Source organism: Burkholderia sp. SR8 (assembly GCF_052851275.1).
Map to the genome: position 1 here is coordinate 233,816 of NZ_JAULUC010000002.1, position 22,790 is coordinate 256,605.

At 69.4% G+C, this 22,790-nt stretch carries 22 protein-coding genes; 13 read left to right on the forward strand and 9 right to left on the reverse strand.

Annotation, left to right across the window (positions count from 1 at the left end):
• The first annotated feature begins 122 nt into the window (after window positions 1-122).
• The 3 genes from modA (at window position 123) to Q3A80_RS03340 (ending at window position 2,434) form a co-directional block, all read left to right on the forward strand.
• Window positions 123-920 (forward strand): molybdate ABC transporter substrate-binding protein, encoded by a 798-nt coding sequence (gene modA, locus Q3A80_RS03330; RefSeq protein ID WP_446327649.1) that lies wholly within the window; start codon window positions 123-125, stop codon window positions 918-920.
• A 10-nt stretch (window positions 921-930) separates the two neighbouring features.
• Complete coding sequence (gene modB / locus Q3A80_RS03335; RefSeq protein ID WP_446327805.1) at window positions 931-1,608, forward strand: molybdate ABC transporter permease subunit; 678 nt, start codon at window positions 931-933, stop codon at window positions 1,606-1,608.
• A gap of 124 nt (window positions 1,609-1,732) precedes the next feature.
• Window positions 1,733-2,434, forward strand: a complete 702-nt coding sequence (locus Q3A80_RS03340) for a sulfate/molybdate ABC transporter ATP-binding protein (protein WP_446327650.1) — start codon at window positions 1,733-1,735, stop codon at window positions 2,432-2,434.
• Between the two features lie 398 nt (window positions 2,435-2,832).
• Here the strand turns inward: Q3A80_RS03340 and Q3A80_RS03345 are convergent, their stop codons facing one another.
• The 3 genes from Q3A80_RS03345 to Q3A80_RS03355 all read right to left on the reverse strand — a co-directional run bounded on the left by Q3A80_RS03345 (window position 2,833) and on the right by Q3A80_RS03355 (window position 5,875).
• Window positions 2,833-3,681 carry a TOBE domain-containing protein gene (locus Q3A80_RS03345; RefSeq protein WP_446327651.1) on the reverse strand — a complete coding sequence of 283 codons (849 nt, stop codon included), beginning with the start codon at window positions 3,679-3,681 and terminating at the stop codon, window positions 2,833-2,835.
• A 46-nt stretch (window positions 3,682-3,727) separates the two neighbouring features.
• Entirely contained in the window at window positions 3,728-5,353 is a 1,626-nt protein-coding gene (locus Q3A80_RS03350) for a CHAD domain-containing protein (RefSeq protein ID WP_446327652.1), read from the reverse strand.
• Window positions 5,354-5,491: 138 nt separating this feature from the next.
• On the reverse strand, window positions 5,492-5,875 hold the full coding sequence (locus Q3A80_RS03355) for a tautomerase family protein (protein WP_446327653.1): 384 nt from the start codon (window positions 5,873-5,875) through the stop codon (window positions 5,492-5,494).
• Between the two features lie 109 nt (window positions 5,876-5,984).
• Between Q3A80_RS03355 and Q3A80_RS03360 the strand changes: the two genes are divergently transcribed.
• The 5 genes from Q3A80_RS03360 to Q3A80_RS03380 all read left to right on the forward strand — a co-directional run bounded on the left by Q3A80_RS03360 (window position 5,985) and on the right by Q3A80_RS03380 (window position 10,685).
• A complete protein-coding gene (locus Q3A80_RS03360) occupies window positions 5,985-6,842 on the forward strand; it encodes a LysR family transcriptional regulator (protein WP_446327654.1) in 858 nt (285 codons plus the stop codon).
• Window positions 6,843-6,884: 42 nt separating this feature from the next.
• On the forward strand, window positions 6,885-7,808 hold the full coding sequence (locus tag Q3A80_RS03365) for a DMT family transporter (protein WP_446327655.1): 924 nt from the start codon (window positions 6,885-6,887) through the stop codon (window positions 7,806-7,808).
• Between the two features lie 67 nt (window positions 7,809-7,875).
• Complete coding sequence (locus tag Q3A80_RS03370; RefSeq protein WP_446327656.1) at window positions 7,876-8,658, forward strand: sensor histidine kinase; 783 nt, start codon at window positions 7,876-7,878, stop codon at window positions 8,656-8,658.
• Between the two features lie 76 nt (window positions 8,659-8,734).
• The gene (locus Q3A80_RS03375) at window positions 8,735-10,078 is read left to right on the forward strand and encodes a hemolysin family protein (protein ID WP_446327657.1); all 1,344 of its coding nucleotides are present in this window, start codon (window positions 8,735-8,737) and stop codon (window positions 10,076-10,078) included.
• Between the two features lie 22 nt (window positions 10,079-10,100).
• Window positions 10,101-10,685 (forward strand): thiamine phosphate synthase, encoded by a 585-nt coding sequence (locus Q3A80_RS03380; protein WP_446327658.1) that lies wholly within the window; start codon window positions 10,101-10,103, stop codon window positions 10,683-10,685.
• A 48-nt stretch (window positions 10,686-10,733) separates the two neighbouring features.
• On the opposite strand, the gene Q3A80_RS03385 is transcribed toward Q3A80_RS03380, so the two are convergent.
• The gene (locus tag Q3A80_RS03385; protein ID WP_446327806.1) at window positions 10,734-12,395 is read right to left on the reverse strand and encodes a DUF3459 domain-containing protein; all 1,662 of its coding nucleotides are present in this window, start codon (window positions 12,393-12,395) and stop codon (window positions 10,734-10,736) included.
• 302 nt (window positions 12,396-12,697) lie between these two features.
• On the opposite strand from Q3A80_RS03385, the gene Q3A80_RS03390 reads away from it, so the two are divergent.
• A complete protein-coding gene (locus Q3A80_RS03390) occupies window positions 12,698-13,408 on the forward strand; it encodes a class I SAM-dependent methyltransferase (RefSeq protein WP_446327659.1) in 711 nt (236 codons plus the stop codon).
• A gap of 133 nt (window positions 13,409-13,541) precedes the next feature.
• On the opposite strand, the gene Q3A80_RS03395 is transcribed toward Q3A80_RS03390, so the two are convergent.
• Complete coding sequence (locus Q3A80_RS03395; protein WP_446327660.1) at window positions 13,542-14,195, reverse strand: DUF1345 domain-containing protein; 654 nt, start codon at window positions 14,193-14,195, stop codon at window positions 13,542-13,544.
• Window positions 14,196-14,320: 125 nt separating this feature from the next.
• On the opposite strand from Q3A80_RS03395, the gene Q3A80_RS03400 reads away from it, so the two are divergent.
• Window positions 14,321-15,046 (forward strand): metallophosphoesterase, encoded by a 726-nt coding sequence (locus tag Q3A80_RS03400; RefSeq protein WP_446327661.1) that lies wholly within the window; start codon window positions 14,321-14,323, stop codon window positions 15,044-15,046.
• A 54-nt stretch (window positions 15,047-15,100) separates the two neighbouring features.
• On the opposite strand, the gene Q3A80_RS03405 is transcribed toward Q3A80_RS03400, so the two are convergent.
• Window positions 15,101-15,796: an RES family NAD+ phosphorylase gene (locus Q3A80_RS03405; protein ID WP_446327807.1), complete on the reverse strand. Its 696-nt coding sequence runs from the start codon at window positions 15,794-15,796 to the stop codon at window positions 15,101-15,103.
• 2 nt (window positions 15,797-15,798) lie between these two features.
• The gene (locus Q3A80_RS03410; RefSeq protein ID WP_446327662.1) at window positions 15,799-16,218 is read right to left on the reverse strand and encodes an MbcA/ParS/Xre antitoxin family protein; all 420 of its coding nucleotides are present in this window, start codon (window positions 16,216-16,218) and stop codon (window positions 15,799-15,801) included.
• Window positions 16,219-16,449: 231 nt separating this feature from the next.
• On the opposite strand from Q3A80_RS03410, the gene Q3A80_RS03415 reads away from it, so the two are divergent.
• Window positions 16,450-17,232: an ABC transporter substrate-binding protein gene (locus Q3A80_RS03415; protein ID WP_040139333.1), complete on the forward strand. Its 783-nt coding sequence runs from the start codon at window positions 16,450-16,452 to the stop codon at window positions 17,230-17,232.
• 978 nt (window positions 17,233-18,210) lie between these two features.
• Here the strand turns inward: Q3A80_RS03415 and Q3A80_RS03420 are convergent.
• Window positions 18,211-19,683, reverse strand: coding sequence for a sigma 54-interacting transcriptional regulator (locus Q3A80_RS03420; protein ID WP_446327663.1), 1,473 nt, complete (start codon window positions 19,681-19,683; stop codon window positions 18,211-18,213).
• Window positions 19,684-20,129: 446 nt separating this feature from the next.
• A complete protein-coding gene (locus Q3A80_RS03425) occupies window positions 20,130-21,047 on the reverse strand; it encodes a metal-dependent hydrolase (protein WP_446327664.1) in 918 nt (305 codons plus the stop codon).
• A 583-nt stretch (window positions 21,048-21,630) separates the two neighbouring features.
• Between Q3A80_RS03425 and Q3A80_RS03430 the strand changes: the two genes are divergently transcribed.
• Both Q3A80_RS03430 and Q3A80_RS03435 read left to right on the forward strand, forming a co-directional pair.
• Entirely contained in the window at window positions 21,631-21,972 is a 342-nt protein-coding gene (locus Q3A80_RS03430; protein WP_059466723.1) for an FKBP-type peptidyl-prolyl cis-trans isomerase, read from the forward strand.
• Between the two features lie 25 nt (window positions 21,973-21,997).
• On the forward strand, window positions 21,998-22,765 hold the full coding sequence (locus Q3A80_RS03435; RefSeq protein ID WP_446327665.1) for a helix-turn-helix domain-containing protein: 768 nt from the start codon (window positions 21,998-22,000) through the stop codon (window positions 22,763-22,765).
• The last annotated feature ends 25 nt before the right edge of the window (window positions 22,766-22,790 follow it).

Genomic DNA, 22,790 nt, shown 5'->3' on the forward strand with positions numbered 1-22,790 from the left:
GTCGTTCCGGCCGCATTTCATGTCTGAAGGTTCCATGCGCACCGCCGCATGAGCGGTATGTCGAGCGTTATAACCCGCGCTATATTACGATTACGGTTTTCGACCATTCCAACGACCCGACCATGCGCTCGACCCTACGCCCGCTTCGCCGCACCCTGCTCCGCCTGCTGCCGCTCGCCACGCTCGCCGCGGGAATCGCGTTCAGCGCACCGGCTTGCGCCGCCGACGAACTGGTCGTCTCGGCGGCCGCGAGCCTGACGAACGCGTTCAAGGCGGTCGGCGATGCGTATCAGAAGCAGCATCCGGATACCAAGGTGCTGTTCAACTTCGGCGCGTCGGACGTGCTGATGCAGCAGATCGCGAAGGGCGCGCCGGCGGACGTGTTCGCGTCGGCCGACCAGAAGGCGATGGATCGCGCGGCCGCGGAGAAAGTCATCGTGCCCGGCACGCGGCGCGATTTCGCCGCGAACTCGCTCGTGCTGATCGTGCCGGCGGACAGCCATGCAGCCGCGCCGACGTCGCTCAACGAGCTGACGGCACCCGGCGTGAAGCGCATCGCGTATGGCGACCCGGCGTCGGTGCCGGTCGGGCGCTACACCGAAGGCGCGCTGCGCGCGGCGGGCCTGTGGGACGCCGTCAGCGCGAAGGGCGTGCTGGCCGCCAACGTACGCCAGAGTCTCGACTACGTCGCGCGCGGCGAAGTCGACGCGGGCTTCGTGTTCGGCACCGACGCGGCGATCATGCCGGGCCGCGTGAAGGTCGCGCTGACCGTGCCGACGCAGACGCCCATCACCTATCCGATCGCGGTGGTGAAGGACAGCCGCCATGCCGCGCAGGCGCAGTCGTTCATCGACTTCGTCGCGTCGCCGCAGGGCCAGGCCGTGCTGTCGACGTTCGGCTTCAAGCCCGCGGGCAAGTGAGCACGAGATGATGCAGGACGCGTGGGTACCGCTGCTGCTGTCGCTGAAAGTCGCCGGCTGGGCGACCGCGCTCGACATCGTGCTCGGCGTCGCCGCCGCGTTCGTGCTCGCGCGCTGGCGCTCGCCGATGCGCGACGTGGTCGATTCGCTGCTGACGCTGCCGCTCGTGCTGCCGCCGACGGTGCTCGGCTATTACCTGCTCGTGCTGCTCGGCCGGCGCGGCGTGTTCGGCGCGTGGCTCGACCGGCTCGGCATCGAGCTCGTCTTCACGTGGCAAGGCGCGGTGATCGCTTCGATGGTCGTCGCGTTCCCGCTGATCCTGAAATCGGCACGTACCGCATTCGAGAGCGTCGATCCGCATCTGGAGCGCGCGGCCCGCACGCTCGGGCTCGGCGAAGCGGCCGTGTTCTTCCGCGTGACGCTGCCGCTCGCCGCGCGCGGCATCCTGGCCGGCGCGCTGCTCGCGTTCGCGCGCGCGCTCGGCGAATTCGGCGCGACGCTGATGATCGCCGGCAACCTGCCCGGCCGCACGCAGACGCTGTCGGTCGCGATCTATGCGGCGGTACAGGCCGGCGACGATGCCACGGCCAACTTCCTCGTGCTGGTCACGTCGATCACCTGCGTGCTGGTGCTGCTCGCGACCGGCTGGCTCGTGCCGTCGCGCGCCGGACGGAGTCAGCCGACATGACGCGCGCACCGCATCCGCATTGCCGTGCCGCAGGCGCCGCGGCGACATACGCCGGCGCCGGCGCCGCGGGCGCGGGTTGGCGCACGGGTTTGTGCACAGGTGGCGCGGCGCGACGGAGGCCCGCATGAGCGTCGCCGTCGATATCCGCAAGACCTACGCGAACGCCGAGCGCCGCTTCACGCTCGACGTGTCGTTCACGGCGAATGCGCAGCGCGTCGTGCTGTTCGGGCCGTCGGGCGCGGGCAAGAGCATGACGCTGCAGGCGATCGCCGGTTTGCTGTCGCCGGACGAAGGCACGATCACGCTGAACGGCGAGCCGCTGTTCGACGCCGCGCGCGGCATCGACGTGCCGACCCGTGCGCGCCGCGTCGCATACCTGTTCCAGGACTACGCGCTGTTTCCGCATCTGAACGTGCGGCAGAACATCGCGTTCGGGCTCACGTCCGGCCTGCGCAATCCGCGCGCGACGACGGTGCCGCCCGAAGTCGCGTACTGGCTGCACGCGTTCGAGCTCGACACGCTCGCCGGGCAATTTCCGTCGCAGTTGTCGGGCGGACAGAAGCAGCGTGTCGCGCTGGCGCGCGCGCTGGTCGCGCAGCCGCGCATCCTGCTGCTCGACGAGCCGTTCGCGGCGCTCGACGGCGCGCTGCGCCAGCGCATGCGCCACGAGCTCGCCGAACTGCAGGCGCGGCTCGACATCCCGATGGTGCTCATCTCGCACGACCCCGACGACGTCGCCGCGTTCGGCGATCAGGTCGTGCAGTTGAGCGAAGGACGCGTGATGGCCGCAGCGCCGCACGCCGAGTGGCCGACGCGCGTCACCTGAGCGCGAAGGCGGTGGGTGGCCCATGCGGCCACGTGGGGACCTGAGAGAAGCCGCCTCCGGGCGGCATAAGCTGGAAAAAACCGAAAGCGGGATCGAAGCCGGCGCCTCGTGCACGTTGGGCGGCGCCGGTTTCGCCTCGTGCGCTGGAGATCTTCGGCGGCACTGGACACTGGACACTGGACACTGGACACTGGACACTGGACACTGGACACTGGGCACTGGGCACTGGGCACTGGGCACTCGACACTCGACACTCGACACTCGACACTCGACACTCGACACTCGACACTCGACACTCGCCACTCGGCACTCGCCAATCGGCACTCGCCAATCGGCACTCGCCAATCGGCAATCAGCTCTCGCCACTCGGCTATCGCCCGCGCCGCCATCACACACGCTCAGCCCGTCACCGCGAGAATCACGCTCGATGCCTTGAACAGCGCGATCGCGCGCCGGCCGGCGTCGAGCTGCAACGCACGGACACTGTCGTTCGTGACCACGGCCGTGAGCGTACCGCCGCCGTCGAGCGTGAGTGTCACCTCGCTGTTCACCGCGCCCGCCGCGACGGTGTCGACCGTCCCGTGCAGCTGGTTGCGCGCCGATACCTTCAACGTCGCGTCGGCGTCGTCGGCGTCGACGGCCAGCACGACCCACGACGCCTTCACGAGCGCACACGCGGCGGCGCCCGGCTGCAGGCCGAGCGCGTCGGCGCTCTCGTGCGTGAGCACCGCGACGATCACCTGGCCACCGGGCAGCACGAGCGTCACTTCGTCGTTCACCGTGCCGCGCACGATCGTCTCGACCTTGCCGAACCACTGGTTGCGCGCGCTCGTCTTCATCCCGATCCGGCCGATCAGCGCCCAGTCGACGTCGAAACCGGACACCGCCGCGCTCGCGGCATCGATGAAGCGGCGATGCTCGCGCTCGATGGTGCGGAATGCGGCGATCAGCGACGTCGCGCGCGGCGTCAATGTCGTGCCGCCGCCGCCCTTGCCGCCGGCCGAACGCGTGACGAGCGGCTCGCCGGCCAGGTTGTTCATCGTATCGATCGCATCCCACGCAGCCTTGTAGCTGAGACCGACGGCCTTCGCCGCGCGCGTAATCGAGCCGGTGTCGCCGATCGCCGCGAGCAGCGCGATGCGGGTGGCGCCGCCGAGCGTCTGCTGGCCCGCGCGCAACCACAGTTCGCCGCCGAGTTCGAGCGGTGCGGCGGAGGAAGTTGAAGAAGGAGGCGACGCGTCGGTCATCGGTGTGTCCGAAGAAAACGGGGGGCCATTATAGTGAGCGCGCCGCTCAGCGCGACCTCGCATCGAGCTTCGGCGGACGCAGGCTCGCGAGCAGCGCCTCGGCGTCGCGCGCCGCGCGTCGTTCCAGCGCGGCGCCGTAGCCGCGCACGAAGCCGAGCTGATAGGCGGGCGCCGCCAGTTGCTCCAGATGATGCAGCGCGACGATCGCGTCGTTGGCGTCGCCCAGCACGCTCTGCACGCGCGCGAGCGTCTTGACCGTTTCGGTGCGCGTGCGGCGCGACGCCAGCGACGCGAAGAATTCGAGCGCGTAGCGCAGCCGCTTCGCATCGATCCGCACGCGGTGCCGCGCGGCCGTATCGAGCGACGTGAGCGACGGCGACGCATACAGATGACCGAACAGCCGACGCACGCGCCGGGTCGCGTGACGCCGCAGCGACGGCGCGTCGTCGCCGGCGTCGGGCAGCGCGAGCGTGCTCAACCATTCAAGCCAGCCGAGCGTCAGCCGCGCATAGCGCGCCGAATGCAGCGCCTGGCGCAGTTCGACGCGCGCCGCCGTCGCCTGCGTGCGCGCCGCGTCGAGCGTGCCGTTCCAGTCGGCGCTGCCGCCGTCGGCCGCGATCAGCGCGGGCAGGCTCTCGGTCGAGAACACGTCCCAGTCGCGCACGGTGCCGAGCAGCGACGCGAGCCAGCGCAGGTCGGCGCCGAAGGCGTCCTTCCAGCGATCGTCCGCGAAGCGCGGAAAGAAGCGCATCAGCGTGCGCAGCCGGCGCAGCGCGACGCGCATCTGGTGCACGAATTCGGGATCGTCGCGCTCAAGCACGCCGGCTTCGTTGCCGAGCCATTGCGCGGCGATGTCGCCGGACAGCGCGAACAGCGCGGTGCGCTGCGTGCGGATGCCGGTCAGATCGACGAGTTGCGCCTTGATCGGCCCGGTGATCGCCGGCTCGCCCGCACACGCGCGATCGATCACGCTGGTGAGCTGCACGAACGCGGGCCATGCGCCGCTCAGTTCGCGCGCGGCAGCGAACAGCGCACGCAACGCAGCCGCGCGTGCCGCGTCGGTTTCCCAGTCGGGCGCCGCGAGCCGCAGTTCCACATGACGGCGCGGCGGTTCGGCACCGCCGTCCAGCATGACGTCGTCGAGCGTCATCTCGACCACCACGCCGCTGTCGTCCGCCCATCGCCCGCGCCGCCGCTCGCTGACGAGCCGCAGCGGCGCCGGCCCTGTCGCGGCGGCGACCACGGCTTCATCGACGGGGCCGGGCGCACCCTGCCCGCCGTCGCCCGCCGCCTCCGCCCGCTCCGGTTCGGCGGGCGTAGCGGATGGCGGCGTAGCGACGACAATGCCCGCATGCTCGGCGTCGAACAGCTCCCGTGCGACGACGCCGGGCGCGAACGCCTTCGTGCGCGATGCGACGACCCGCCGCCCGTGCGCATTCGATTCGACCCACGTCCACCAGCTTTCGCCGGGACTCGGCTCGGCCTCCTCGATCTGGCACGGCTCGATCGTCACGCGCTCATGGCCGCGCCGCATCCGCACCTGCGGACAGATCCGCCACGCGCGGACGAGTTCGGCACCGAAGTCGCGCTGCTCGCCACGGGCCCGGCTTCCCGCCTTGACGGGCCAACCTTCGAGCGACAGGCACAACACGATTTCCAGCACGCGCGACATGGGGGCTCCTGCACATGAACAAGCGCCGGCGCATCGTCCGCGCCGGCGTCGACCGTGAAGCAGCTTCCATAGTACACGGCACGAACCCGCGCGGTACGCGATCCGGCCCCGCCGCGCTGTCGCGCATCAAGCGACGTATCAGACGACGTACTGCGCGATGCCGTTGCCGAACGACCAGTCCTCCTTCAGCACCTCGACGAGGCTGATGAAGACGTCCTGCGGCCGCACGCCGGGCTGCGCGGCGAGGTTGTCCGTGATCGTCCGGTACAGCGCCTTTTTCTGCTCGAGCGTGCGCGTGTTGTTCGCGGTGATCTGGACCATCACCAGATCGTCGCTGCGTTCGATGTCGAGGTAGTGGCGGCCGAAAAAGAAATTCTCGGCCGAGTGCTCGGTCACGACCATGAAGATGTCGTCCTCGGGCACGTTGAACGTGTGCATCAGCGCGCGATGCACGCCGTCGACGAGCGCCGCGCGGTAGGCGGCCGGTTTGCCTTCGCGGACTGCGATACGGGTGAACGGCATGATCCTGCTCCTTTCGGTGACGTTGAAATTGGGAAACGCCACGTCAGGTTAGGCGCGCAGAACTATAATGAACAGTCATTGATCAATATTTCATCCATTTACATTTGAAATGAAAGTCCTCGACCTCGACGCGGTGCGTGCGTTCGTACTGGTCGCCGACCTCGCGAGCTTCACGCGCGCCGCCGACGCGCTCGGCACCACGCAGTCGGCCGTCAGCCTGAAGCTGAAGCGGCTCGAAGCGCACCTCGGCAAGCCGCTGCTCGCGCGCACTCCGCGCGTCGTCAAGCTCGCGGCCGACGGCGAAAACTTCCTGCCGGCCGCACGCGCGCTGCTCGACGCGCACGATCATGCGCTCGGCGCGATTTCGGCCGGCACGCACCGGCTGTCGCTCGGCGTCAGCGAGCACGTCGCCGTGCCCGACCTGCCGGCCGTGCTGACGAGCCTGCACCGGCAGGATCCGGGCCTGACGCTGGAAATGCACCTGGGAACGTCGACGAACCTGCTCGCGCAATACGACGAGCGGCGGTTCGATGCGGCGATCGTGCGGCACGAACCGGGCGAGGACCCGCCGCGCGACGATGGCACGCCGTTGTTCACGGAACCGCTCGCATGGCTCGCCGCGCCCGACTGGGCGCCGCGGGCAGGCGAGCCGCTGCCGCTCGCGGTGCTGGCCGGGCCGTGCGGCGTGCGGGCCGCCGCGCTGCGGGCGCTCGAACATGCGGGGCGGCCGTGGCGCGAACGGTTCACGGGCGGCGGCGTCGCGGCGGTCACGGCAGCCGCCGCCGCCGGGCTCGCGGTGTGCCCGCTGGCGCGGCGTGTCGCGCCGCGCACGCTGGTCGACGTCGGCGCGAAATTCGGGCTGCCGCCGCTGCCGCATTCGCAGGTCGTGCTGTATTCGCGGGTGCGCGACGCGCGGGCGGCAGCGGCGCTTCGAAGGTTTTCCGACAGCCTTGCAATCTCGGCGTAAACTAGACGATTCCGCCGCCCGCCAATCCCCTGAAGAATTCCGATGAAGTCCGAAGCCCGCAAGCACCTCCGCGCCAACCTGCTGATGCTCGCCGCCGCCGCGATCTGGGGCTCGGCGTTCGTCGCGCAACGGCTGAGCCTCGATGTGATCGGGCCGTTCATGTTTACGGGCTTGCGCTTTCTGCTCGGCGCGCTGGTGCTGATTCCGCTGCTGACGCTCAACGCGGCATCGCGCGCGCAGTTGGCGGCGATTCGGCGCGAGCCGGCGCTGCTGGTGCCGGGCCTCGCGCTCGGCGGGCTGCTCGCGGTGTCGATCTCGCTGCAGCAGTTCGGGCTGCAGTACACGCGAGTCGCGAACGCAGGCTTCATCAGCTCGCTGTATGTCGTGATCGTGCCGCTGATGGGCATGTTCGTGCGTCACCGGATCGGCGCCGGCACGTGGTTCGGTGCGCTGCTCGCGGCGATCGGCCTGTACTTCCTCAGTATCGACGAGCATTTCTCGGTGCTCTACGGCGACTGGTTCCAGCTCGCAGGCGCCGTGATCATCGCCGCGCACGTGATGGCCGTCGGCCATTTCGCGAAGCGGCACGATCCGCTCGTGCTCGCGTTCCTGCAGTTCGTCGCGTGCGGCGTGCTGTGCGTGGCGGCCGGCGTCGCGATCGAGCCGGTCGGCATCGCGATGCTCAAGCGCGCGCTGCCGACGCTGCTGTACGGCGGGCTGCTGTCGGTCGGCGTCGGCTATACGCTGCAGGTCGTCGCGCAGCGCGATGCGGCGCCCGCGCATGCGGCCGTGATCTTCAGCATGGAAGGCGTGTTCGCGGCGATCGCCGGCTGGGCCGCGCTCGGCGAGACGCTGACGCTGCGCGCGCTGATCGGCTGCGCGCTGATGCTCGCCGGCCTGCTGGCGTGCCAGTTGCTGCCGAACGGCGACGCGCGGAAAAAGGACGAGGACGCGCTGCCGGCGTGACGTGCGCGATCCCTATAATGACGGTTCGCGTGTCTTTCATGCCAACCGCTTCCGACAGGCCAGCTCCGTGACGTCCCTTTCCGCCGCTCCCGCCGCCGACCTTCTGCTGCGCGAACGCGCAGCGCATTATGCCGCCCAGGCAGCGCTGTTCGTGCGCGACCAGGCGCTTTCCACCGCATCGCACGACCTGCGCAGCCCGCTGAACGCAATGCACAGCTGGGCTTACGTGCTCGAACGCCAGCTCGCGAACGCCGACCCAAACCTGCAGCGTGCGCTCGCGGGCATCCGCACCGGTATCGACCAGCAGGTCGCACTGATCGACGACGCGCTCGACGCGCCGCGCGCGGAAACGCGCCACCTCGCGATCGAGCCGCAGCCGTTCGCGCTGCGCCCGCTGCTCGACGACACGCTCGCACTCGCGCGCTTCGCGCTTGCCGACGCACGGCAGGTACGCATCGACGCGACGCTGCCCGACGACGAACCCGCGCTGAATGCCGATCGCGAGCGCATCGCGCAGGCGCTGTGGACGATGCTGACGACGGCCGTCGAAGCGAGCGCCGCCGGCAGCCGCGTGACGTTCGCGTGCACGCGCGACGGCGCGCAGTGCGTCGCGCAAGTCGGCTGCACCGTGAGCGCCAGCGCGCTGGCCGATCCCGACCTGCCGCACGCGTTCGAAGCGTTCGCGCGCCGCGAGATGCTGCGCACGCGCGACCCGAAGCGGGTCGCATGGTCGGTCGCGCTGTGCCAGCGCGTCGCGCTCGCGCACGGCGGCACCTTCACGCACGCGCCGTTCGCCGACGGCGCCGCCATCACGCTCACGCTCTCGGTCCCCTGCGAGGCGCCGGTGTAAGCAATCGGCAGCCCGATACATTACATTTGCCTTTCCGGCCCTATACTGACGGGCCTGTCATGACTGGAGCGATTCTTTGTTACAGATCTTCGCGCTCATCGGCGCGTTGTTCCTGGTGGCCCTGAACGGGTTTTTCGTCGCAGCCGAATTCGGCCTCGTCAAACTGCGCGCGACGCGCGTCAAGACACTCGCCCGCAAGCACGGGCTGCGCGGGCGCATCCTCGCGGTCGTGCACGGCCGGCTCGACGCGTATCTGTCGGCGTGCCAGCTCGGCATCACGCTCGCGTCGCTCGGCCTCGGCTGGGTCGGCGAGCCTGCGTTCGCGGAACTGATCGGCCCGTTGCTCGACCTGCTCGGCGTGCAGTCCGAACGCATCGTGCACCTGATCTCGCTCGTGTTCGCGTTCTCGCTGATCTCGTTCCTGCACATCGTGGTCGGCGAGCTTGCGCCGAAGTCGATGGCGATCCGCCAGTCGGAAAAGGTCGGCCTGTGGGTCGCGCTGCCGCTCTACGCGTTCTACTGGGCGATGTACCCGGCGATCTGGGTGCTCAACACCAGCGCGAACGCGGTGCTCCGGCTCGCGGGGCTGTCCGCCGATCACGGCGGCGATGCGCACTACTCGACCGACGAACTGAAGCTGATCCTGCGCAGCCGCCGCAGCACGGCCGGCAATCCGGCGCAGCCGCCACGCGGCGCGTACACCAACGACGAGTGGAACACGCTCGCGCATTCGCTCGATTTCTCGTCGATGACGGTGTCCGACCTGATGCGGCCCGCGCATGAAATGATCGGCCTGCGCCGCGACCTGCCGCTGCCGGACAACATGGAAATCGTCGCGCGGCACCGCTTCAGCCGCTATCCGCTGTTCGAGGATGCGTCGCGCGAACAGGTGAGCGGGCTGATCCACCTGAAGGACCTGCTGCTCGCGCGGCACGCGGGCGCAGCGCTCGAGGACCTGTCCGACTACGTGCGCCCGGTGCAGTACGTGAAGCCCGACACGCCCGCGCTCGAGCTGTTCCGCCGCTTCCGCAAGGGCGCGCCGCACTTCGCGCTGGTCGGCAACAAGGGCGAGAAGCCGATCGGCTTCCTGACGCTCGACAACCTGCTCGGCGCGCTGGTCGGCCAGATCCACGACGAGTTCCGCCAGGGCGACGCCGACTGGAGCCGCCTCGACGACGGCACGCTGATGGGCAAGGGCAGCCTGCCCGTCGTGTCGCTCGAACAGGCGCTCGGCATCGACATCGACGAAGGGCGCGCGGAATCGGTCGGCGGCCTCGTGATCCAGGCGTTGAGCGATCTGCCGACCGAAGGCCAGCGCGTGTCGTTCGACCGCTTCGACGTGGTCGTGAAGAAGATGAACGGGCCGCGCATCGTGCTGGTGCGCGTGTATCCGAAGATCGCGAAGGAGGCCGACGAATGACGGCCGCCGCGCGCCGCGCGCGATGAATTCGACGCTGCCGCGCTGCTGCGTGATCACGCCTGAGCCGGCGTCCGCGTCGGCGGCCGATTGCAGCGCGTTCCTCGACCGGCTGTCGGCGGTGCTCGCGCGCGGCGAGATGCTCGTGCAACTGCGCGTGAAGTCGTTCGACGCGGCCGCGTTCGCGCGGCTGGCCGTCGACGCGCTCGCGCGCTGCGACACGGCCGGCGCGCAGCTGATGCTCAATGGTCCGATCGATGCCGCCGGCGTGATGCAGCTCGACGGCGCGGGCTGGCACCTCGACGGCGCCGCGCTGCGCGCCGTCGCGCAACGGCCGCTGCCGCCCGCGCGGCGCGTGTCGGCCGCCTGTCATACGGCCGACGATCTCGCACTGGCCGCGCACGCAGGCGCGGATTTCGTCACGCTGTCGCCGGTGTTGCCGACGCTCAGCCATCCCGGCGCGCCGACGCTCGGCTGGACGCAGTTCGCCGCGCTGGCCGCGCAGGCCGCGATGCCCGTCTATGCGCTCGGCGGCATGACGCGCGCGCATCTCGACGACGCGCGCCGCCACGGCGCGCATGGCGTCGCGGGCATTCGAAGCTTCTGGTGAAAGCGCAGCCGGGCGCGCCCGCGCCCGGCGTTGCGAGCGTTCAACCGTTCACGCGTTCAGGTCGGCACGCATCGCGCGCCACGCGCCGCCGTCGATCCGGCGCACGTCGTGCGTGAGCGCATAGTGGTTGACGTCGCCCGTGAGCCACGCGACGAGCGAGTACGGCGGCAACTCCCCTTCATCGACCCGGTCGCGCGCGCGTGCCGGCGTCTCGAACACGACCTGCCCGCCCGGTGCATCGAACGGCACCGCGTCGGGCGACAGGTTCAGCGCGATGGTCAGCGTCTCGTCGTCGGCGAGCCGCCACGACGCGAGCAGCGCATCGGCATCGCCGTCACCGCCTGCCTTCAGCGAATGCGCGTCCTGCGGACGGCAATCGGACAACCGCGGCGCAATCAGCTTCGCGCGCACCGCGAGCGCCGACTGCACGAAATGCGCACGCTCGGCATCGCGCGCGGTTTCGTCGAAGATCAACGGGATCTGCGGCGTGAGCAGCGACAGCGCGAGCGCCGCGAGGCGCGGCGTGTCCTCGCCGTTTGCGTGCTCGCCGTGGTCGCTGTCGCGCCATGCACCGTCCGACAGCACCAGCGACGTCAGCGACAACCCGCCGTCGGCGAATGCGGCGTCGGCCGACGCGGCCGGCTGGAACGCCGCACCGGACGCCGTCAGCGCGCGCGCCAGCGTATGAATCGACTGGTGTGCCGAAATGCCTTCGTGAGCGGCCCCGTCGCGCCCGGTGAGCCGATGCAGCGCGCGCTCGCCGCACCCGTTCCACTGCGCATCGAAATGCGTATCGGCCAGATGCACCGGATGCCGCTCGCTGCCGAGCACGAGGTGGATCAGCCGGTCGGCCGGTTCGGCCGCGCGCACGCGATCGGCGATCTCGCGCAGCCACGACGTGCCGATCCGGTCGGCCTCGCGCAGCCGCAGCCCGTCGCAACGGTATTCGTCGATCCAGTACAGCGCGTTGTCGCAGAAGAAGTCGCACACTTCCGGATGATCGAGCGCGAGCGGCGGCGCCTGCAGCGGATCGTCGCGCGTATGGAAGAACGGCGCCGCGTAATGGCGCAGCGCATCGGTGCCGCTGCCGAAGCGCGCGTAATCGAGTTCCAGCAGCACCGCGAGACCGTAGCCGTGCGCGTCGTCGATCAGCGCCTTCAGCGCGTCGGGGCCGCCGTCGGCCGCGAGCGGCGCGAACGGCAGGCTGTCGTGCGGCGACGCAAGCAGCTCCAGCGCGGTCACGCCGAGGCGCGCGAGCTGCGGCAGCCGGCGGCGCACGCCGTCGAAGCCGCCCACCGCATGCGGACGGATCGCGTACAGCGCGATGTCTTCCCAGGGGCGCCCGCGCCAGAACGTGTTGCGCCACCTGAACTGACGCGGATCGACGACTTCGCTCGGGCCGTTGAGCCCGTCGGGCTGCGAACGCGACGCGGGATCGGGAATCGACACGACATCGTCGAGCCGGTAGCGGTAGCGCGTGCCCGCGCCGCATTCGACGAAGACTTCGAACCAGTTCGGACCGGCCGCCGTCATCGGCACGAACGTCGGGCCGATACCGGTTTCGAGTTCGAGCTGGACCTGCGTGCTGCCCGGCGCCCACACGCGGAAATGCGTGCGCGGCGTCGTGCCGAGCGCACCGCAGGGCTGCGCGCCGAACGGCAAACAGTGAATGTAGTGCTGCGCATACGGATCGTGCGGACAATCTGACATCATGCGCTCCTCATGCGTGCCGAGCGGCATGGCCGCGCGATCGACACGCGGCGCATCGGGGCCCGGCATGCGACGGCCAGGCAGGGGGGAAGAAAAGTATGCGCCGGTTTGACGCCCGCGACGCACCGATTCGTCACATTTTTAAATGCGAATCGACCCCGCAAACGTTTGCCGGCAGTGCATGCCGAAGCGGGTAGTCCGCATACCGGAATGGCCGCTCGCCTTGTTGTGCCGCGGCCCCGCGCATACGCTCGGGCCGATGCGCTGGACACCCGATCCGCGCCCCAACCGAGGAATCCGCCATGTCGCTCCCCGCCAGCGCCGCGAAGTTCGATCCGGCACGCGCGCACGAATACGCCGAACAATCCCGCATCGCACTCGCCGGCTACGACGCGTGCCACGAGCTCGCCGCGTGCATGCTCGCATCGGCGATCGGCGTGCCCGATGCGCAGCTGCTCGTCGTCGGCGCAGGCGGCACCGGGCAGGAGATCTGCGTGCCCGCCGCACTCGAACCGGGCTGGCGGTTCACGGCCGTCGATCCGTCCGCGCCGATGCTCGCGCTGGCGCGGGCGAACGTCGAGGCGGCCGGCTTCGCCGCACGCGCCGAATTCATCGAGGCCGGCGTCGACACGCTGCCCGATGCGCCGGCCTTCGACGGCGCGACGCTGATCGGCGTGCTGCATCACGTCCCGGGCGATGCGGCGAAGGCCGCGCTGCTGGACGCGATCGCGCGCCGCCTGAAGCCCGGCGCCCCGCTCGTGATCGCGGGCAACCATCGCCGCTACGCGGACCACCCTCGGTTGCTCGATGCGTGGCAGCAGCGCTGGCGGATGAAGGGCGCGACGCCCGACGCGGTGCGCGCGCAGCTCGCGAAGATCCTGCAGGGCGCCGATCCGCCGGCTTCCGAGGAAGCCGTGTTCGACCTGCTGCACGACGCGGGCTTCGACGCGCCGCTGCGCTTCTTCTCGAGCCTGTTCTGGGGGGCGTGGATCGCAATGCGGCGCAGCGCGTGACCGCACGAGACGGCGGCTGCGCGGCACGCGCGACCGGCCCTCCCCCGGCCGGCTGCGAGGCGGGCTTCCCGCTCGAAGCCGCGCCGGCGAGCGGCGGTCCGCGCGAATTGCCCCGGTAACCGGCGCCCGCGCGTCAGCTCAGCAAGCCCGCCGCGACGTTGATCGACAGCCCGAGCACGGCCATGTTGAAGTAGAACGACAGGATCGACTGCGCGAGCACCGAGCGGCGCGCGGACCGGTTCGCGAGCGACACGTCGGCCGTCTGCGACGCGACCGCGAGCGTGAACGCGAAATACAGGAAATCCCAGTAGTCCGGCTCCGGATGATTGTCGGGAAAGCGCAGCGCGCGATCGCTGCTCGGCGAACCGTAGTAGAGCCGCGCGTAGTGCAGCGTGAAGATCGTCGGGATCAGGAACCACGCGCCGAACAGCGTCGCGCCCGTGATCGCGTAATGGCCGAGCCCGACGCGAAAGCCGACGCTCTTCGCGGTGGCGAGCTCGATCGCGATCGCCGCGACGCTCGCGACGGTCGCGAGACACACGACGGTCAGCACGGTCGTCGCGTTCTCGTCCTCGCGGATCGCGATTTCGCGCACCTTGTGATGATGCGCGGTGATCATGCGCACCCACATCAGCGCGAGATACAGCCAGACCGTGAAATCCCAGCCGATCAGTGCGCGCACCGCGGGACGCAGCGGAAGCGGCAGCAGCACCGCGCACAGCACGCCGGCGGCGAAGGCGGCGACCATGCGCGGCCGGTTGCGTAATACCTGCGGATAAAGCGTCATCGTGTAATTCCGAAAGCGGATGGAAAGGGTGCGGCCGGTGCGCTGCGTCAGGCCGGCGGGTAGCGCCCCGATTATCGCCATTCCTGCATGACGTTGCGATGGGCGCGAGCGCCTAAGATATCGGGATGACCCCTTCCCTCTGCCGCCATCCCGCGAACCCGGCGGGCCGCGATTTCGTCGTCGGCGATCTGCACGGCTGCGTGGACGTGCTGCGCGCGCTGCTGCACGACATCGGCTTCGATCCGGCCCGCGACCGGCTGTTCTCGGTCGGCGATCTCGTCGACCGCGGGCCCGCGTCCGAAGCCGCGCTCGAGCTGCTCGACCGCCCGTGGTGTCACGTCGTGCGCGGCAATCACGAAGAAGTGCTGAGCCTCGTGTCGCGCGGCAAGCTGCCGCCCGATGCATGGCGCGGAATCGGCGGCGACTGGGGCGCCGACCTGCCGCCCGAACGGCTGCACGCGCACGCGGCGCGCGTCGACGCGCTGCCGCTCGTGCGCGTGATCGGCGACGGGCCCGCGCGCTTCAACGTGCTGCATGCGGAGTTCTTCGGCGCGGACGCCGAGCTCGATACGGGCAGCTATTCGCACGACGTGCGCGAACGGCTGATCTGGGGGCGCGACCTGGTCCAGGGGCTCGTCGATCCGGCCGTGCAGGCCGGACTGTCGCTGACCTGCACTGGTCACACGCCGGTGCGTGCGCCGCAGCGCATCGGCGCGCAATGGTTCATCGACACCGGCGCGTTCGCACCGTCGGGACGACTGACGATCGTCGAGCCGCGCACGGGCGACACGTGGTCGCTGACCCAGGCCGACGCGCGCGCCCGTCATGCGGGCGACCTGCCGCTGCCGTAGCAGGCCGGTAACGATGAAGCCGGGCCCGCAACGCGTACGAGCCCGCACATCTCGCTAGCCGACCTGATTCAGTTCGAACACCGCGTCGATCGCGGTGCCATTCCAGTTGTATTCGAGATATGCCGCGTGATGACAATCGCGCAGCAGTGTCGTGCGAAACGCGGCGAGACATTCGCCGCCCGGGTCGCGCACCGACGGATAGACGACGCCCGCGCCGCCCGCATTGCGCACCGCGCGGCCGAGCGCCTGTCCGGCGCTGTAATCGAGCGGATCGAGCAATGCGGGGTTGCGCTGCGGCCACGTGCGCACGTCGGCGACGTCGCCCTGCGCGTACACGGTGTAGAGCCGCATCTGCTGACGCATCGGCGGTTCCTTCGTCGCGGCCAGGAACAGCCCGCTGTGATAGCGCGTTTCGGCGATCGCCGTATCGCGCGAGCGGCCGCAGTAGAACACGCCGTAGCTGCCGTCGGAAAAGCGGCTGCCTTGCGGATTCAGGTGCGTGAACGCCGCCATGATCGGCCCCCAGCCCTGCCCGTAGCGGCGCTCGGCCGGCGGCACGAGTTCGAGCGTGCCGACTTCCTGGCGAATGCGGTCGTTGGTCAGCGATTCGAGTGCGTAGAGCGCGTCGAAATCCTCCGCCGACGCGACGCGGTCGAACAGGTTGATGGCTGGAAAACGGGTGGGAATCACGCGATAGGCAGGCGCCCAGTCGACGGTGGCCGTGGGCCAGGGTTGCGTCTCGATCGGCATCGTCACGCCCAGCCACCCCGCATCGCATCGAGGTATTGGCGGACGGCGACGAGATCGCCGACATTGCCGGCCAGCATCCGGTCGAGCGCGCGCTTGCCGCCGAACGGTGCCGCGTCGTTCGGCCGCTTGACCCACGTGTCGGCTGCGGCGGGCTGCGGCAGCAGGATCTGCAGCGACTTGTAGATGCCGAGCAACAGCGATAGCCGCTCGAGCGTATCGCGCGGCAGCCGCGCGGACTCGGGCGACGCCTTCCACTTGAAGAACGTCGAACGGCCGGGCGACCCGAGCAGCACGATCTGTTCGTCGATCGTCAGCTCCCAGTCGCGCGCGATGTTGAAGAACGCACGCAGGCCGGCCGCCGACATCTGCGCGACCGATGCCTGCGGCGAGGCGGAATGCGGATTGAAGGCGGGTTGTGACATAGCCGTTAGTCTCAAAACGAATCTACTAACAACATTAGTCCATTTTCGTATTTTTGCAAGGGTCATCCCCCGGATCCGGATGCCGTCCGACGAATCGATATTTTTTGTCCATTCTGGACTGCAATTTTATTTTCTGCGTTAATGGCCGGACGGAGCGCGCGTCGGAGGCGACGTGCGGGTCCGCAGCAACCGTGTCGGCCAGAACCGGACAGACCACGCCAAGGAACCATCATGAAGAGACTGATTGCCGCCGTTTCGATCGCCCTGCTCGCGGTATCCGCAGGCCCCGCCGCCGCGAAGGACTGGACCACGCTGCGCTTCGGCACCGACGCCAGCTACGCGCCGTTCGAATCGAAGGCGCCCGACGGCAAGCTCGTCGGCTTCGACATCGACCTCGGCAACGAGATCTGCGCGCGGCTGAAGGCGAAGTGCGTGTGGCTCGAGAACGACTTCGACGGGATGATCCCGGCGCTGAAGGCGAAGAAGTTCGATGCGGTGCTGTCGTCGATGTCGATCACCGCGCAGCGTGCGGAGCAGATCGGCTTCACGACGAAGATCTACAACCAGCCGACGCGCCTCGTCGTGAAGAAGGGCTCGCCGCTGCTGCCGACGGCCGAATCGCTGAAGGGCAAGTCGATCGGCGTCGAACAGGGCACGACGCAGGAAGCGTATGCGAAGGCGTACTGGGCGAAGCAGGGTGCGAACGTCGTGTCGTACCAGAACCAGGACGGCGTGTATGCGGACCTGACGGCCGGCCGCCTCGACGCCGCGCTGCAGGACGAGGTGCAGGCCGCGATCGGATTCCTGAAGTCGCCGCGCGGCGCGGGCTACCAGTTCGTCGGGCCGGAGCTCGTCGACGAGAAGGTGCTCGGCGTCGGCGCCGGCATCGGCCTGCGCAAGGAAGACACCGACCTGAAGGCGAAGATCGATCGCGCGATCCTCGACATGGTCAAGGACGGCACGTACAAGCGGCTCGCGTCGAAGTACTTCGACTTCGACATCTACGGCGGCTGAAGCGGCGTCGCGCGCGGCGGGCGCGCTGCCCGTCGTGCGCGGCTCGACCGCCCCTCCCTGCCTGCCGGACGGCGACGCCTCCCTGGCGTTCTGCCGTCGCGCCGGTTTCGTCGTCGTTGTCGCGCAACCGGATCCCGCACTTCGTTCGCATTGCCAACGGATCGCCTGCGCTGGCGACCGCAGGCGCTCGACGTCGTCAATAAGCGAAGATCGGGCGCCGGGGAACCGGTGCCCGCGTGCACATTCCCATACGGAGCGGGTTGGCCAGCGGGAAAGCGCCGGCCCGGCGCGGATGACCGGGTATCAGCCGGATCCGCCTCGCACCGGGCGCGGAGAGATGGCCTGTCGACGCATGCCGGCCGGCTGCCAGAGGCGCGGTCGACCGGCGATGGGTCGAATCACTGCGATCGCGGCCTGCCGGCCGCTGTGTGTGGCGATCGTTGATCATTTTTCTACCCCGTCTTCGATCCGTTGCTTGTACGGGCAACCGGACGCCGCCGGTGCCTCGACGATCGGACGACGACGGTCCATGCCGCGCGGAACGGGGCTGTCTCCCGTCCCGCCGATCATCCCCGCGGACTGCGTCCTGGCCGGCCTTTGCATGGTTCGCTGTCGATCCGGCCGGACGCCACGTCGTCGACGTTCGCACCCGAACCGGCGCAAGGAGCGGGCCAGCTTCGTGCGCGGCCGGTCGCGCAAGGCTTTCGTCGGACCAGCGTGCGGCGCGACCGGGCGGGACAGGCAGAACGTTGCGAAACTGAAACATGCGGGGCGCGAACGGCGCCGGTCATGCGACCGCGACGCCTTGCCGGACAAGGCACACAAGCGGTACGGAAAATTTTCCCGGCGCGGGCGGCACGCCGTTGCAGGCGTTTGCCCGGCGGATTTGCACGGCCGCCGACGCGAAACGTTTCACGGCCTTTACATGCGGCCCGGCGCGCTCGCGCGGCGCCGGTTGCAGCGCGGCTGCGGCGCCGTTCAGCCGACCCGCTGGTGGTCCGCGTCGCCGGACGGCGCGCCGTCCTTTCCGCCGTTGTCGCCGTTGTTGTCGTGGTCGTTGAGCCCGTGCTCGATCATCATCCGGTACAGCGTCACGCGCGAGATGCCGAGTTCGGCGGCCGCCTTGTTGATCCGGTGATCGTTGCGCAGCAGCGCGTTCTCGATCGCGGTGCGCTCGGCGAGCGAACGCGCCTGTTCGAGCGTCACGGGCTCGGTTTCGCCCGGCGTCTCGAGTCCGAGATCGTGCGGCGTCAGCAGCCGGCTCTCGGCCATCACGATCGCGCGGCGCACGCGATTGATCAGCTCGCGCACGTTGCCCGGCCACTCGTAGCGGCGCATCGCGTCGAGCGCGGCCGACGTGAAGCCGCTGATCTTGCGGCCGCTGTCGGCCTTGTATTTCTGCAGCACGTAGTGCGCGAGGATGTCGATGTCCTTGCCGCGCGCGCGCAGCGGCGGCTCGTGAATGCGCAACACGCAGAGCCGGTGATAGAGGTCCGCGCGGAAGCGGCCGGTTTCGACCGCGCCGTCGAGATCCACGTGCGTCGCCGAGATGATCCGCACGTCGACCGGGATCGATTCCTGGCCGCCGAGCCGCTCGATCTTCCCTTCCTGCAGGAAGCGCAGCAGGCTCGCCTGGCTTTCGACGGGCATGTCGCCGATTTCGTCGAGAAACAGCGTGCCGCCGTTCGCGGACTCGATCCGGCCCGCGCGCCGCTGATTGGCGCCGGTGAACGCGCCGCGCTCGTAGCCGAACAGCTCCGACTGCAGCAGGTGATGCGGAATCGCGCCGCAGTTGATCGCGACGAACGGCCCCTTGCCGCGCGCCGAACGCTCGTGGATCGCGAGCGCGGTCAGTTCCTTGCCGGTGCCCGACTCACCGGAGATGAACACGCTCGCATCGGTTTTCGCGACCTTGCGGATCGTGCTGAACAACTGCTGCATCGCCTCGCAGTTGCCGATCATCCCGTGCTCGCCGATCGAGGCCGCGTAGGCCGCGCCGTCGACACGGTCGAGCGCGGCCATCCCGCGCGCGTGGCCGAGCACGTGCGAAATCCATTCGTACGGCAACGGCAGCGTCACGTAATCGAAACAATAACTGCGGATCAGCTCGCGCACGGCAGCGCTGATCGTGATGCCGGCCTGCGCGACGGAAATCCAGCCGATTGCCGGCTGGCTCAGGCACGCCTTCAGCGCCGGATAATCGCGCGACGTGAAGCCCGTGAAGTCGATAAGCCCGGCCGCGACGTTCACGCCGGACGTCATGTTCTGCGCGGCGCCGGCCGTCTTCGCGACCGCGATCTCCCAGCCGAGTTCGCGCAGTTGTGCCAGCAACGGCTCGTCCGGCGAACGCATGATCACGAACAGCTTGCGTCCGGCCTCGGGGGCGGTAACGGACACGAGCGGCATGTCGGACGCCGCCGTTCCGTTTGCGTCGGGTGACCTTGCAACCATCGTTGTTCCCCGCTTGGCGTTGGTATCGTGCGCCGGCTCGCCGCCGCGTACGACGGACCTCGATCGAACCGACATATTGGCCGCATTTCCGTCCGAATAAAATCCCCTCGCGCAATAATCGCACGCCGGGCGAATCGAATCCTTGCATGAACGGTATATCGATGCCGCCGACGCGCGGCTAGATGGGTGTTATCCCGGTGGCGCGGGTCGCGCTGAACGAGGCGTGACGAGGAGCGAACGGGCGAAGCCGCGCCGACCCGGGCGGACGGGGCCGACGGGTGGTGGCCGGCGGGCCGGGTCGGAGCGACGGCATGCGCGGGCGCGGTGAGCCTGCCGTAGCGGCACCCGCGCTTGCAACCGTTTCCGGTTGACGCCGATCAATCGTCGGATGAATTGGCGATGATGCAGGAATGCAACACGCGCCGCGTCGCGCGGCGGCGGCGCGGTCAGCGTCCCGCTGCGAGCGGCGCGAGCCCGTTCGCGCGGCCGCGGCCGGCCGGCGCGCCGTCATGTTCGCCGTACGCGGCGACGAGCGCGTCGACTCGCGCGAGGTGATGGCGGTTGTCGTGGTCCCACGGATGGAAGCCGGGCCGGAAAAAGCTCAGCCATTCGCCCGCGATGCGCGGGAACAGCCCGCGGCGCGGCCCGTACAGGAATGCGACCATGCGCAGCATGCCGCGCGCGCGGTGCTTGATGGCGCGGTCGCGCGAGAGCAGCGTCACGTGCATCAGGAACACGGTCGGCCAGAAGGTCAGCGTCGTTGCCAGGTACACGCCGATGCGGATCAGGTAGCTGCGCAGCCCCGGCTTCGTCACGGCGTTCCACACGTCGTAGGACACGGCCTTGTGCTCGGTTTCCTCGAGTGCATGCCACACCCACATCTGCCGGTAGCCTTCGACCGAGCCGGCGAGCCGCGTCGGGTCGCGCAGGATCCAGTCGGCGAGCATCGCCGTGTAGTGCTCGGCAGCGACCGTGTGCGCAAGCTGCACCGAATGCGGCAGCTTGCGCTTCAGGAAACCGAGGACGGTCCACACGCGCTTGTCGAGCTTGCGTGCGGGCAGCCGGTTCGCCTGCATCAGCTCGTTGTATTCGACGTGCTCGCGCGTATGCATCGCCTCCTGCCCGATGAAGCCGAGCACCTGCCGCTTCAGCACCGGATCGTCGATCCGGTCGCGATAGTTGCGCACCGAATCCATGAAAAAGCGCTCGCCGGCCGGGAACAGCAGCGACAGCGCATTGAAGAAATGGGTCACGTGCGGGCCGAGCCCATGCCAGTCCTTCGCGCGCTCGACCGGCAGGTCGAAGCGCAGGTCGCGGCGCACCGGCATCACATCGGCTGCGGCTGCACAGGCGGCTGACTTCATGTTCGCGGTTCTCCTTGCTTTCGGGCGGCCCGGCAGCCGTCGCGGCTTGCCGGTGCGCATCCGGGCGGCGCATCGCGCCACGCCGAAATCTTGACATCGATAGCTGTAAAGATAGGCGTCGGGCAGCGCCGCGCGCAAGCCGCGCGGTAGATGCGTGCTTCCAAACGGTGCACGGTCCGCAGCGTCGAGAAAAACGGCGTGCGAACGGCGGCCGGACGGCCCGCGATTCGAACGCGGAAGCGGGATTGCGGCATGCACGCGACGCGCTTCCGTCGGGTCGATGATCGGCACGACAACACCGTGCCGCGCGGGTTTCGCGCGATGACGCGGCACTTCGCAACGCGCTGCCCGCGACCGGGCGGCCGTCGATTCATACGCGCGTGCCGCCCGGGATCGCGCAATTTCCGCGGAGCCGGTCCGTCGAAAATTCAAACGCGCGTTCCACTTCCGTTTCAGGCGAGATGCGCCGGCGCCGCGACGAACGGCGTGCGACCGATGTCGCGCCGGCCATTCGTCGCGCGGCGCGGCCCCCTGCGCGCTCGCCTACAATAGCGGTTTTACCCAACCCTTTTCAGGAGAAGTCATGTCTGTCACCACGACCGCATCGGGCCTCAAGATCGAGGATCTGACCGAAGGCACCGGCGCGGAAGCGCAAGCCGGCAAGACCGTCAGCGTCCACTACACGGGCTGGCTGACCGACGGTCAGAAATTCGACTCGAGCAAGGACCGCAACGACCCGTTCGCGTTCGTGCTCGGCGGCGGCATGGTCATCAAGGGCTGGGACGAAGGCGTGCAGGGCATGAAGGTCGGCGGCGTGCGTCGCCTGACGATCCCGCCGCAACTCGGCTACGGCCCGCGCGGCGCAGGCGGCGTGATTCCGCCGAACGCGACGCTCGTGTTCGAAGTCGAACTGCTCGACGTCTGACGACGCCGCCGGCCGACGTCCCCCGATGGAACGCATCCCGTCCCCCGCCATCGCGCTGCGCCGTTACGACACGTGCGAAGCGTCCGACGTGCACGACTTTCACCAGGTCGTGCTCGGCGTCGACGGCGCGATGGTGATGGCGGTGGACGGCGTCGGCCAGCGCATCGACCGGCACGCGGCGTGGCTGATTCCGGCCGGCGCGCGCCACGATTACGCGGGCCTCGGCGACAATCGCCAGCTCGTGCTCGACTTGCCCGCCGCGTCGCTCGCGGTGCCGCAGCGGCTGTTCGACAGCGCGCGGGCCGTGTCGATCGACCCGGCGCTGACATCGCTCGTCGCGCAGGTCGCGGCAGCGGCCGCGCAACTCGACGAGACAGCCGGCGGCGCACGGCACGCGCATCGTTTCCAGTGGCAGGCCGCCGCGCGGCTGTGCGACGCGCTGCTCGGCGATACCGGCCTCGCCGCGCCTGCGGCGGGCCTCGACTTCGCGCGCATCGACCGCTGGTTGCGCGCGCGGCTCGCGGAGCCGCTGCGCATCGCCGACCTCGCCGCGCACTGCGGCTACGGGATGCGCCGGTTTCATCAACTGTTCGTCGACGCGTTCGGCGAAACCCCGCATCGCTATCTGCAGCGGCTGCGCCTCGACGCCGCCGTCGTGCTGCTCGCCGACGGCCGCCATCCGCTCGTCGACATCGCCGGCATGGTCGGCTTCGCCGACCAGAGCACCTTCACGCACGCGTTCACGAAACGCTTCGGCGTCGCACCGGGGCGCTGGCGCGGCGAACGGCACTGAGCGGCCACACTGCGCCGGTTTTCCG